The sequence below is a fragment of the Bartonella sp. W8122 genome (assembly GCF_016102485.1).
Lineage (GTDB): Bacteria > Pseudomonadota > Alphaproteobacteria > Rhizobiales > Rhizobiaceae > Bartonella > Bartonella apihabitans.
On record NZ_JACFOO010000001.1, the window covers coordinates 2,280,824 to 2,293,326 of the forward strand.

Sequence of the window (12,503 nt, forward strand, 5' to 3'; positions counted from 1 at the left end):
TACCATGGCCATTATCATTACCACGACAGGGCCGATGACAAGTCTTCCCACGCCTCTCCAGCCGAAAAACAAAAACTTTTCGGATATGATTGCCGTTATTCAGGATGAAATTGACGACACGACAAATGAATATTTCAGCCAGATTCAGGAAGCAATCTATTCGGCCATCCGCTTTTCAGCACGCGAACCGCTTTATTTCAATGAAACGCGCGATATTACCTTTTTGACGACTAAAAATCAGGAATGGTATGGCGCAACAACCGAAAAAGCGATTGCGAGTGCGGCCGGTATCCGCTTTGTTTTTCTTGAAAAATCTCACGGAAACGCAAAACGGCTTAACCTCAATTCCCCGCAGGAACTTGAAAGCGCGGGTTCAGCCCATGGCGAACCTTATGCCTATTGTTATTTTGGGAAAAAACTGCGGCTTTTTCCCTGTCCTGACAAGGTTTACAAAATAAGGCTGATGATTGAGCCCTACCGGCTTGAAGAAGTTTTGAAAGCCGATGAGGAATCCCCTTGGTTTCTCGATGCGTTCGACCTTGTCAAAGCGCGGGCAAAATACGAGCTTTATAAAGATATTTTGAAAGATGCCGAAATGGCTCGAACAGCCTTTAACGATTTTAACGAGCAGCTTTCAGCGTTAAAAGCGGAAACCTCGCGGCGCAATGGTAGCGGCAAAATCAAAGCAACGGTGTTTTAAATGACATTTTTATCGATAGCCGAATATCGCCCCGACATTGCCGATATCAATAGCGACTACAGCGATGATATATTGAACGTTTTGCCGGCAGACGGCAGTTATATTCCCATGCCCGGCTTCAAAGCCTTTTCCAAGCCGTTTCCGGAAAAGCCTTATGGAGCCTATGCCGCACGGTCACTTGATGGAACAACCTCGGTTTTTGCGGGAACTGCAACAAAACTTTTTGTCCTCGACAATACCGATCTTTCCTGGCGCGACATCACGCAAACGGGAAAAATCTATTCCGCTTCCGATGAGGCACGTTGGTCTTTTGCTTCTTTCGGCAATTATATTATTGCGGTCAACAAAAACGACCCGCCACAAGTTTTCGAGCTCAACCGTTCGGCAAAATTCCGCAATCTTGGCGGCAATCCCCCACGGGCAGGAGCTGTCAAAGTGTGGGGCGATTTTGTTTGTCTCATGCAATTGCCGGATAATCCCAACCGTGTTTACTGGTCGGGACTGAATGATGCGGAATTCTGGACGGTGGGCGAAAAGTCTTGCGACTATCAGGATTTTCCGGATGGGGGCAGTGTTCAAGGCTCGAGTGAAGCCACCAACCCGATTATTTTTTTGCAATCGGCGATTTATCGCGGCACATTCATTCCCGGTTCCGACATTATATTTTCTTTCCAGAAAATTCATGACAAACGCGGTGCAAAATCATCAAACGCAATCAGCAGTCGCGGCGAATTTTCCTTTTATGCCGATGAAGGCGGTTTTTTCCAGATTACCAGCGATGGCGCGGTGACACCTATCGGCTTTGAAAAAATCGACCGCTCGGTCTTTACCCGCATGAATGCCAATAATCTTGCCGAAATGTTCTGTGCAATCGACCCTTTCTATAACCGTGTCTATTGGGCGATGGATTATAACGGTTCAGGCGTGATGAACGAATTGATGGTTTATGACTGGGGCCTGCAAAAATGGACAGTTATCAGCATTGCGGCAAGCAGCATCATGCCGATTTATACAAGCGGTTACACACTGGACGGGCTTGATAATATTTCCACTATTCTGGAAAATTTGCCGTTTTCGCTGGATAGCAAAATCTGGCAAGGTGGTGCGCCCATTCTCGGCGCTTTTTCCATGGATTACCGTTTGGGCTCCTTTTCGGGAGAAGCAATGGAAGCAATTGTTTCCTCGCAGGAAATTGCAGACACCAATGGTGATATAAACCGGCTGGAAAATGTTATTGCACAAATAGACACGAATGAAGCCTTGCTTGCCATCGGTGCAAGAATGCGGAGAAACCCGCAAGAACCGGTAAAATGGTCCGGTGAAAAAAGCCCCTCTTACAATACCGGCCGTTACCATGGCCGCTCGCGGGCGCGTTTTCACAAATTTCGCCTGCGTGTTCCGGCAGGCGCGAAATGGTCGCATATTGCAGGCTTCAATGTCGATTTTACAGGAGCCGGAAAAAGATGAGCTATCAAATCTATCTCACTGAAAACTGGCCTTATGAGCGGATAAGACGCTATAGCGGCGATCTTACAGAGGCGATGAAAAAAATCGCCCGTCGTTTTCCCGACGACATATCGTTTCAAACAATGGCTGAAGAAATTGCAAATGGCGAGCGGCAATTGTGGATCATTGTTGACGAGAAAGAAAACTTTGTAGCCTTCGTCACCTCGCATATCGAAATTCTGGCGAGCGGGAAAAAACGTGTCGAACTCCTCGAACTTGCCGGTCACGGCGGCGAAAAAATAGCCGATATGATCGAACCGATAGAAGAATGGGCAAAAACCATCGGTGCATCCGAAATTTGCCCGATCGGTCGCATCGGCTGGTCAAAAATCATGCGCGCACATGGCTATCGGCCAAGCGTGGTCAAATATCGAAAGGAATTGAACAATGGGCGGAAGTAGCGGAAAAGGCGGAAAAACAAAGCAAACCAAAACCGAGACATCAGCCCCGCCGGAATGGGCGGCACCACTCTTCAAGCGCTCGGCAAAGGATGCCATGGACCTTTATAATTCCGGTCAGGGTGGCAATGTTTATCAAGGCTCGCGGGTGGCCGACTTAAGTGACACAACAAAAAATGCCATTAGCGGGCTTGGAAACGCCACCGCCAATTATGGCAACAGCTATTTGCAAGGCCTTGCAGGCGGCAAAAATGCGAGTGGCCAGAACCTTGCCGATATGGCTTCAGGAAAAATGGTGGGGGCAAACACAGCCTATAATCAGGCTTTGCAAAACACACTTGATAACACCGCCAATACCATCAACAGTCAAATGAGTGGCGCTGGTCGTTATGGTTCGGGCGCCCATAGCGGTGTTTTGTCTCGACAATTGGGACAGGCTGCAACAACGGCACTTTCCAACCAGTATAATCAGGATGTTGGAAATATGCTCAATGCCAACGAACTTATCGACAGGGCAAACAATAACCAGCTTTCAGCGGCAAGCAATTATTTTCAAGGGCAAGGCAATAATTTTCTCAATGCTTTGAAAGGCGGCACAATCCTTGACCAGAACAACCAGCAAAAACTTGATGCGGCGCGTGACCAATGGAATGAAGAAGATAATCGCGGCTGGAACCGGCTTGCCATGCTTTTAAGTGCGGCTCAGGGAGCTGCAGGAAATTACGGAACCTCAAGCGGAACGCAAACAACAAAACAACAGAATGGTGCGCTCACCACAATAGGAAACGGTTTGGGTGCGCTCACATCGCTTTTTGGCTTGTCGGACAAACGCACAAAAGAAAATATCCGCTATGCGGGTAAACGCAACGGCTACAATGTCTATGATTTCAACTATATCGGAAGGGCTGAACGCTATCGCGGTGTTATCGCGCAAGAAATCCTTAAAACCGACCCCGATAAAGTTGTGACCCACCCTGAAAGCGGATTGTTAGTGGTCAATTACAACAAACTCGGATTTCCTATGGAAAGGCTTCTGTGAAGAAAAGCCATTCGGCTGTTTCAAACGCCTTTCCGTGACATGGGAGACAAGAGGCTTGTCTACACCCGCCGCTTGAGCATGAGCCTCATAAATTTAACGACAAATCAGTCAAAAGACATTGCGTGACCATTCCGGAAAAAACCGGAAGCGCGAAGGAAAAATTGCACCCGAATGGAGGCCAATTCATGAATTCACATTCTTTTTTTAATTTTTGGGCTAACCGCCCGTCCAATAACAATGCGCCTGTGTTCGGCTCGATTGGCCCCTTGGGTTTTGCCGGCCAAAACTTTAAAACCGGCACACCCGCCCCTTCCCCCATTACGAGTGATAACAATAGAGGAACCCCTTTAAGCCCCACCACCGCTTACGGATTACTGGAAGACGGGCAAACGCAAAAAGGCCTTGAAAAAGGCGCTGCTTCACTTGCCAATGCATTGATCGCCCTCGGCAATGTTGACGCACCACAGACAAGCTCGATGCAACTAAAACCGGTGCGCGGCCCCTCGGCTGAACAATCGCAGGCACTTTTACGGCTTCTTCAAAACATGCAGCAGAAAACCAATAACGGGGGAATGTTATGAGCTCGATTTATGATTGGTCACTTTCGGCGGCAAGCAATGCCAATGCCGACAATATTATCAACTGGACAGAGGGGCAGCCGCCAAGCACGGTCAACAATTCCGCCCGTTCGATGATGCAGCGTGTGCGCGAATATATGTGTGATATTGGCGGCGATGTTACTGTTGAAGGGTCTTCTTCACGCATTGCCATTCAGTCGAAAACACCGGTAACTGCTTATATCAACGGCATAACATTGCGGTTTCGCGCGCTCGGTATGAATGTCGAGCAACCGATGATAAGCCTCAACAATATTGATTATAAGCCGGTTTTCAAGGCAACCTATCAGGGGGTAAAACCTTTGGAAAGCGGGGATATTCAGGCCGGCGCTCTTTATGAAATCGTCTTTTGCAGTTTATTGAACAACGGGAGCGGAGGCTGGTTTTTGTCGTCACCCACTCCTCAACAATCAACGCCGCCCGGTGTTATTTCAATGTTCGGTGCGCCGACAGCGCCTTCCGGATGGATACCCTGCGACGGACGCTTGTTATCAAGAACACAATATGGCGCACTTTTTTCGGCTATCGGCGAATGGTGGGGAAAAGGCGACGGGCAAACAACCTTTGCCGTACCGGATTTGCGCGGTGTGTTTCTGCGCGGCTCAGATGCCGGTAAAAATATCGACCCCAACCGTGCCTTTGCCTCTTTTCAGGATAGCCAGAACAAATCGCACAGCCATTCAGGCTCTGTCGGTGAAGCTGGCGAACATAACCACAGCTATACGACATGGAAGCGCAACAACGGAGGACCGGACGGCCAAAATGGCTGGGATTGGTATTCACAAATAACCGAAAACACGGCGATATCCGGAAAACACAGCCATAGTCTCAACATCAATGCCGATGGCGGCAATGAAGCGCGCCCGGTCAATATTGCCATTCAATATATTATCAAGGCTTGAACAATGGATGAACACCCTTTTGCAATATCCGGCATAAAAGAGCCGGAGAAAATCCGCATATTGATTTACGCGAATAATCAAATGGCGCATGTTGCCCTTTCCGCACTTCTTATGCCGTTACAGAACAAAATTACCGAACTCGACAACCGTTTGAAGAAACTGGGGGTTTAAATGGCTGTACCCTATCATACACACACTTTCGAAATTCCGACTGCAACGCCGCAGGATATGGCAGCACGTGCTTCCAATGACAAAGCCGTAACGCCTTCGGTTCTGGGCACGGCTGCAACAGCCGATAGAAGCGAATTTGCAACGGCCGAACAGGGCAAACGAGCCGATAGCGCCGTTCAACCGGAAACGCTCGGCACTTTGGCCAGAAAAGACAAAGTCGTTTTAACTGAAATTGAAACAAACGGTTTGCCTTCAAACACTACTTTTCTATCCGGCAATGGTTGGCAGACCCTTACCGGTGGCGGCGACATGACAGTTGCACTCTATGACCCGTCGGGTAAGCGAACCGACGCGTTCGATATGGGCAATATGAAAGAGGCGTCAAATGCCAAAATTATGACAGCCGACGAACGCGACAAAATTGCAAAACTGGACAAGACCTATCTTCCCAAAACCGGCGGCACGATTACCGGCGATCTCGATGTCAGCCAGGATTTGACGGGGTGTCGATCACTTAAAACCAACGGATGGGTTTTGATAGAAAATGATGGAACAGACGATGTCAATCATTACGGCATAAGGCTGACTGTTCCCGAAAAAAAATCCGATCATACTGCGGAAATAACCTTGGGAGCGGCAGGAGAACTCCGCTTCGGAATGGCAAGTTCGCCTACGGATTATGCGCTTCAATGTTATCAAAATGGTTACGTCCGTGTTCAAAGCGGTTTGATTGTTGGTGACAAGACAAATGTGAGGACTGATGGCAACATCCTTGGTTCAACCTGGACAAACGGAGACCTCTCCAGTCATATCGAAAGCCGCTGCGCTGCGTTTCAAAACGCATGTGTCACCAACAGCCGGATTTCGGCTGGGGTAATGCTGCGAACCTCAACAAATGTATTGGCGGAGATGCCGTCCGGATACTTTGTTACAACCGGTTATTGGATTAACGGGCAATTATGCATGAGCGGCAGGCAGCCGCAGCTTTATATCAAAGATATCGGTTGGTTTCCTTTAGGGGCGTGGTAAAAAAATGAAAAATTTTGGTAAACTTTCAATAACTCTGGAAGAAATCAAGCTTGGTGAAGATATCAAGGATGAAAAAGGTAATATTGTCCAGAAAGCCGCAACTGTCATCATTCACGTGTTGAAAGATAAAGACGGAATTGAGTGGCACGATCTTTTCAAAAAATATCCGCATAAATTCTATATCGCTATCGACGACACAAAACACATTATTTCCATGGCGGATGACGCCGAACAGTCGCAAATTGCAGGTTTTGATATTATCGGTATTGACGGGAATTATGGCGAAACTTTCGGTCCGGGCGGCAGTGTCTATGGCAAGCTATGGGACGGAGAAAAGATTGTTGCAGCTCCCCCTGTATTTCCGCCTTTAACAGCGCGGCAATTCTGGCAGGCGGCTCTTGTCATCGGGGTGAGAGAAGAAAACCTCACCACCGGTATAGCCAATAAGGATAGCCCTTTTTACATTGAAGATGAAGAGGAACGCGAAAGCGTACTCATTGATATTACCAAAGCGACAAGCTTTACCCGTGATTTTCCGCTTTTGAAAAAAATGGCCGAAGTCAACAAAATTCCGGATACGCAGCTCGATACTTTATGGAATTGGGCTGCCAATATCCGGTAAATGCTGCCGTAAAACCGACTGAAAACCCCGCATCTTTTGCTTCGGTTTTATGGCCTCTTGGAAATAAGCGGAGATGTTTTATGATTGAAGCCGTGCTTTGGCTTTATTTATTTCTTCCCGGTTAAAAAGCGGATGCCATTTTTCATTGTTTGCAACAAGCGATTCAACCGTCAAATCAAGCCGGTTCTTCTCGAATAGCTTAAAATAACCGGAAGGAATAGTTTTGGCGTTGATCAACTTTTTAGCAGCGACAACGCCACCTTCCCGATCAACCATTTGTCTGAAGATGGGAAATTTTATTCCAACTTCATGAAGAGCTTTATCATAAATAGCCAACATTTCTTTATGAAATTCATCTTCCAGACTTGCCATTAAATTCCCCTCCCGAATGAAACTGAACCAAGGCTTACAATATCATAAGCTGCCACCTTTTTTAAAAGAAAAACGTGAACAATTTTCGTGTTTTTCACAAGCGATTGCGGTTTAAAGCAAACGGAACACGCTTCTAAATGAATTTATGGTTGCAGCGCATGAGCCGCGCCCACCTTATCCGGTTTTTAACAAAAGCAAAAATTTACTTCATTGAATATTGAACCACCACCCCGCTTTGCGCGGGGTTTTTTATTGCCTTCATTTATCATTGATAGGAAACACCATGACACGACAAATAAGCCCCCACGGCCTTGAAAAACTGAAACAATGGGAAGGCCTCAAAACCAAAGCTTATAAGGATGCTGGCGGGGTGTGGACTATCGGCTATGGGCACACAGCCATGGCCGGTTCTCCAGTGCCATATCAGGGCCAAGTTATTACCGCAGCAGAAGCGGAAAGCATTCTTTTGAAAGATCTAACACAATACGAAGCAGCTGTTGAAAGCCTCGTAAAAGTCAAGCTCAACGACAACCAGTTTGCCGCTCTCGTATCTTTTGCTTTCAATGTCGGCATTGGTGCTTTCAAAAATTCGACACTGCTCAAGAAATTGAACCAAGGCAATTTCAACGCGGTTCCGACCGAATTGATGAAATGGACAAAAGCGGGGGGCAAAAAAATCCAAGGCCTTGTCAACCGGCGGCGGGCCGAAGGGTATCTGTGGATGGAAGGTGCTTTTGTGACGTCCAAAGATGTCGTGCCGGAACAAAAAACTGTTCATCCGGTGTTGAAACCGGAAGTCATCGGGCCGGTTATCAGTGCCGCTTCCGGCTTGACCGGTTTTGCCACCGGTTCGGGACCGTTCCAATGGGCGTTAGCAGCCGTCATGGTGATCGGCGTTGCAATTGGCAGTTTCTATTTTCTCAAACGATTTGGAGAGGCGGAATTATGACAACATTCGAACGCCTGACTATCACCATTGCCATCATCATTGTCGTCATTTTTGCCGCCGTGTCCGGCGGTATTTTTATCGGTCAAGAGTTGCAAAAACAAAAGTCGCTAAAGGCTGCGATCACAGCTTTTGAAAATTCTCACGAGGTTGAAAATGAAGTTGAAGCTCTTACTCCCTATCAGCGCTGCCTTGCTGTTGGCGGGGTGCCAGACCAATGCAAAATTCTCCTGCGCGGGTTGGACAAAACCACCCAGGGCAAATGATGCAGCGCGCCTTGTCGAAACCGAACCGGCAATCACCAAATGGATAATCTCGACCGACCGGTTTGGACAGAAACAGAAATGCTGGAAATGAAAAAACTTTTTATCCTTATGCCAAGTGGCATTCATTAAAAGTCGATCATTGGGCAGCGCGTTGATGCCAATGTTTTTATACTGTTTGTCTGAACAATCCGGAAGAAACCGTGTTACGGACAACTAAAAGCAATTTTCCGGCCAAAGCCCGATCACCTATTTTATAATAAAATAGGAAATGCAGTGCTTCGCAATTTACCATAAACAATAGCCGTCATTTTGATGAAATCCCGTCAGGTTTCCCTCCCCGACACAAGAACAAATATCTTTGCCCGACCAAAGTTCTGATTCCTACTCCCCTACCGGCACAGTTATTCTCCCTCGTATTATAACATTAGCCGGCTAACAACATAGTTCAGATGCATATAAAATAACGGGTTTAATTTTTGCTTCAGTTTATTCAAATTACTGCTCTCGCTTATCATGGACTAATCAAATGTCAGAAAACAATCCCCCACCCGACTGGCTTGCTTATCTTGTCAGGTTAGGGCTTCTTGCTCTTGCCGGTGCTTGCGGCAGCTTTCTAAGCCAGCTTAACGACGCTCCAAAAAAATGGCCGCAACGCGTAATGGAATGGGTTGGCGGTGCTTTATGCGCTATCTATGGGGCAGAGCTTGCCGCCAATACCCTTTCTCATCTGCTTGATAAATTCGACCTGATCGACGGTTCCTATGTCGTACCGGAAAAATTTCTTGGCCTTGCCGGTTTTTTATGCGGTGCTTTGGGTGTCGCGATTATTGATAGTGTCATAGGCCTATTGAGAAGAAAATTCGGCTCATAAGACGGTCTTCGTAACCGTTCCTCATGCCCCCGCTAAACCGGCTTTTTTGCACATCAGATCAATAAAGGAAGGAACATGTTGACGCACGGACAAAAAGGACTTTCAAACTTTGTCACAACCGGTTTGCTACCCTATTGAATATCGCTTATTGATTGGCGGCAGAAAAAGGCAAACAGCAATCAATTCCATCTAAATTACCACCGCTTTACCACTCATGAAATTTTGGATTATCGAATAACCGGTAACTCTACTATCTCCTATTTTGCCTTTTATAACGTGACGAAATCCGCCCTTCCGGAAATATCATTCATCGCTAGTGAAGCCGGTCTTAGAATATATCGCATCTTCTCCCCGTCTCTTTGCTTCAGTAACTCACAAGCAAAGCTATCGCTTTGAGCTCCAAGCCGCGGATGTCCAACATTAAAATCCGGCTTCAACCTTAAATTGCCAAGCTTGCAGCAAAGGTCTCGTTGGCTTTTAAGTTCGTTTGACCGGCTCTTGAAACAAACCTGAAACAAAATGAAAGGCGAAATCCTAACGCGGGTTTTAAGCGCCGTGGAGATAAAGAACGGCCAATCTAGTCAATCGGCAATTTCGGTTTCCACCCCCGACCATAGCCGACAGACATAGCAGAAGCGGCAACTTCGATTTGGTGGATAAGCATTTTCCGTTCTTCAAGCAAAGCTCTAATGAGGGCTTTTGCATCCCCATCATAGGCTGCAATGAGGCCATCAATATCATCTTCACAACTATCGTTTGAAACAGCTTTGCTCACTTTGCGCGACTCCATTTTTGTTCTCGTATTGTTCTTATTTTTCTAAAAAGAGTCAATTAAAAAATCGTTCAAACGAATAGTCCGAACGAGCCTTTTATATAAATTATATGCGGTTGATGAAGGTGGGTTTCAAGCCGCACTTTATTTTCCTTTTAATCGCAAAATGCACTTTTTCATGAGAATTAAATTCTCATTATCAATGAGTTTTTCAACTTATTTTTCAATGAGTTGATAAAATGCAAATCAACGCAGACCGGAAACAGGATGCAGGCTTACGCTTGTTTCCGGTTTGTTTGAGACCGCTTTGTTTTCCTGATTTTTCAGATAACCAAATGTGGAAAAAGAAAAATAATTGAAACGATCGCCCCTCCCGAAAAACGTGAAGGGATTTCCTATCAGCAATCTCTTCCATCACAAGCTTCCAAGGATGATTTTAGAATATCGGCGGTAGAAAGAACAAGTTTCATGTCCAGTCCTTTTATTTGAACGAATCCGAAATGTTCATAAAATCTCTTGGAGTTTTCATCAGCCGCCTCAACGACAATGGCACGGAAAGCAACGAGTTGAGAAGAGGAAATGACCAAAAGAAGGGCATTCTGGAAAAGCGCAGCCCCTTATCTTGGTGAGTTCTATCAACCGCCATGTATACCAAGAAGTGCTATCGGAATTTCATCCAGGCGCGTGAGCCTCTTTGGTTTTATCAGAGCGCAATAAAAGTTTTTAATTAACAGATTAGCCGTGTTTTGAGCCAGAGGTTTGGAAGCGCCTCCGAAAAAAGAGGCGCTTCCAGTTTTTTAGTGTTCTACGGGAAAATCAACAGGAAGTGACTTTGCCATTTCAACTCCCTTTCCAATTCTCCCCTTTGTCACGTCCGATATTCGCCCCTGATTTATTTTAAAATAGGAGGAAATAATATGACATTTTATGCCTTTTGAACGTGCCAACTTAATTACTGACACCATATGATCATTTACTAAGTTCATAGGAATGTCCTGTTGAAAGAACCGTCGCAAAGGAAGAAAATCTACGATTACGCGTTTCTTCTCATTTCACACATTGATATTTTCAAAAATGAAAGATAAAATGTGTGATGACCAATAAGAGTAACCCGAAATCGTGAATCTCCAATTCGCGATGGTTTATTTTATTTTCAAATCAAGCCTTGGCGCTACCCAAGGCTTGATTGTTAATGGCGGAATTGTCATTAACAGTTTTAGTGTAAATTATAATCTTTAAAAGTGTCAATTAACAATATTAAACGGGTTCTATTCGCTAAATTTAGTAAACCGGCTAACTATTACTTTTTGTACTATTGAAGGAATAATAAATATTTGAAAATGCTATAGAAACTTCATTTTTAAAAAAAACGAAAAAGAGTTTGATTACTCGAAAACAATGTATTCTTTCGCTGAAATTTTTGAAATTTAAAAACCTGAATTTTTAAGAAAAATCGAATGAATTCTATATTTTTACCGAATCACTTCTTTTTTAGGCTGTAAGTGCAACTAACCAGAAACATTTTATTATAAGCTCCGCGTGTCGCCTTCAGCCTGTGTTTTTCCGTCAAAGATATAGATAAAATATCCGGTTGTTCTGGCAATCTTTTCATTGAACGGGGGGATTTCGTTCACGCGCGGGCATTTCAATTGCCGCGGTTGAGACTTATGAACCCTGACTTTTAAAACAATCATAGACAATAAAATCACGCGCAAAGCACAACAAAGTCACGCGCAAAGCACGATCGCTTGTTCGATGTTTTGAAACTTACAAAACTGAAGTTTTGTCGTTTAAAAATAATTTTTATGAAAAATGGTCGGAGTGAGAGGATTTGAACCTCCGACCCCCTCGTCCCGAACGAGGTGCGCTACCAGTCTGCGCTACACTCCGACTAACTGGTGTTGGCGGGCTTATACCGTTATGACAGACTTCTCGCAAGTGTTTTTTAAAAAAACCCGCTCAACAATTATTCATTTCCTGTCTGTTTCCCCCTTCTTCCTTCAATCACAATCGCCTTCTCCGGATTTGTTTCCCCTATATTGGCTCCCTTCCCCTCGTACAACAGAGCCTTTGTTATAGTTTGCTTGAATTTTTTCACCGAAGCACGAGATTTTGCTGGTAGTGGGGGAGGTTTTTGCCGCTTTAAAATGCTTTCTTCCCACCTCTCGACATTTCTGTTACAAGTTTGGCCTATTTTTCCTCTTTTCCTGTTTTGTGAGCGTTCAGACGCTTTTCCCGTTTATCCAATCGGGCAAAGATCACGCCGACAAGTTGTCCCCAAAGACCAGTTTA

14 protein-coding genes and 1 tRNA gene are annotated in these 12,503 nt (G+C 45.5%); 12 read left to right on the forward strand and 3 right to left on the reverse strand.

Annotated features, from left to right (window positions below):
* Positions 1-4 precede the first annotated feature (4 nt).
* From H3S83_RS09870 to H3S83_RS09910, 9 genes are all read left to right on the forward strand, one after another.
* Positions 5-700, forward strand: a complete 696-nt coding sequence (locus tag H3S83_RS09870; RefSeq protein WP_246741747.1) for a hypothetical protein — start codon at positions 5-7, stop codon at positions 698-700.
* Complete coding sequence (locus H3S83_RS09875; RefSeq protein ID WP_198238125.1) at positions 701-2,167, forward strand: hypothetical protein; 1,467 nt, start codon at positions 701-703, stop codon at positions 2,165-2,167.
* Positions 2,164-2,607, forward strand: coding sequence for a hypothetical protein (locus tag H3S83_RS09880; protein ID WP_198238124.1), 444 nt, complete (start codon positions 2,164-2,166; stop codon positions 2,605-2,607). The genes H3S83_RS09875 and H3S83_RS09880 overlap by 4 nt, the downstream gene beginning before the upstream one ends.
* On the forward strand, positions 2,594-3,643 hold the full coding sequence (locus H3S83_RS09885) for a tail fiber domain-containing protein (RefSeq protein ID WP_198239576.1): 1,050 nt from the start codon (positions 2,594-2,596) through the stop codon (positions 3,641-3,643). Before H3S83_RS09880 ends, H3S83_RS09885 begins: the two co-directional genes overlap by 14 nt.
* A gap of 185 nt (positions 3,644-3,828) precedes the next feature.
* Positions 3,829-4,224, forward strand: coding sequence for a hypothetical protein (locus tag H3S83_RS09890; protein ID WP_198239577.1), 396 nt, complete (start codon positions 3,829-3,831; stop codon positions 4,222-4,224).
* Entirely contained in the window at positions 4,221-5,162 is a 942-nt protein-coding gene (locus tag H3S83_RS09895) for a tail fiber protein (protein ID WP_198239578.1), read from the forward strand. The genes H3S83_RS09890 and H3S83_RS09895 overlap by 4 nt, the downstream gene beginning before the upstream one ends.
* A gap of 3 nt (positions 5,163-5,165) precedes the next feature.
* Positions 5,166-5,333, forward strand: a complete 168-nt coding sequence (locus tag H3S83_RS09900) for a hypothetical protein (RefSeq protein ID WP_178391754.1) — start codon at positions 5,166-5,168, stop codon at positions 5,331-5,333.
* Entirely contained in the window at positions 5,334-6,362 is a 1,029-nt protein-coding gene (locus H3S83_RS09905) for a hypothetical protein (protein ID WP_198239579.1), read from the forward strand.
* 4 nt (positions 6,363-6,366) lie between these two features.
* Positions 6,367-6,984 (forward strand): hypothetical protein, encoded by a 618-nt coding sequence (locus tag H3S83_RS09910; RefSeq protein ID WP_198239580.1) that lies wholly within the window; start codon positions 6,367-6,369, stop codon positions 6,982-6,984.
* A 78-nt stretch (positions 6,985-7,062) separates the two neighbouring features.
* Here the strand turns inward: H3S83_RS09910 and H3S83_RS09915 are convergent, their stop codons facing one another.
* Positions 7,063-7,356 carry a hypothetical protein gene (locus H3S83_RS09915; RefSeq protein ID WP_198223877.1) on the reverse strand — a complete coding sequence of 98 codons (294 nt, stop codon included), beginning with the start codon at positions 7,354-7,356 and terminating at the stop codon, positions 7,063-7,065.
* Between the two features lie 283 nt (positions 7,357-7,639).
* Between H3S83_RS09915 and H3S83_RS09920 the strand changes: the two genes are divergently transcribed.
* From H3S83_RS09920 to H3S83_RS09930, 3 genes are all read left to right on the forward strand, one after another.
* On the forward strand, positions 7,640-8,305 hold the full coding sequence (locus H3S83_RS09920; RefSeq protein WP_198239581.1) for a lysozyme: 666 nt from the start codon (positions 7,640-7,642) through the stop codon (positions 8,303-8,305).
* Complete coding sequence (locus H3S83_RS09925; RefSeq protein ID WP_198233342.1) at positions 8,302-8,568, forward strand: hypothetical protein; 267 nt, start codon at positions 8,302-8,304, stop codon at positions 8,566-8,568. The genes H3S83_RS09920 and H3S83_RS09925 overlap by 4 nt, the downstream gene beginning before the upstream one ends.
* A 526-nt stretch (positions 8,569-9,094) precedes the next feature.
* Positions 9,095-9,439, forward strand: coding sequence for a hypothetical protein (locus H3S83_RS09930; RefSeq protein ID WP_198239582.1), 345 nt, complete (start codon positions 9,095-9,097; stop codon positions 9,437-9,439).
* A 577-nt stretch (positions 9,440-10,016) separates the two neighbouring features.
* Here H3S83_RS09930 and H3S83_RS09935 read toward each other — a convergent pair.
* Positions 10,017-10,229: a hypothetical protein gene (locus tag H3S83_RS09935; protein WP_198226713.1), complete on the reverse strand. Its 213-nt coding sequence runs from the start codon at positions 10,227-10,229 to the stop codon at positions 10,017-10,019.
* Between the two features lie 1,795 nt (positions 10,230-12,024).
* Positions 12,025-12,101: transfer RNA gene (locus H3S83_RS09940), tRNA-Pro, on the reverse strand.
* Between the last annotated feature and the right edge of the window lie 402 nt (positions 12,102-12,503).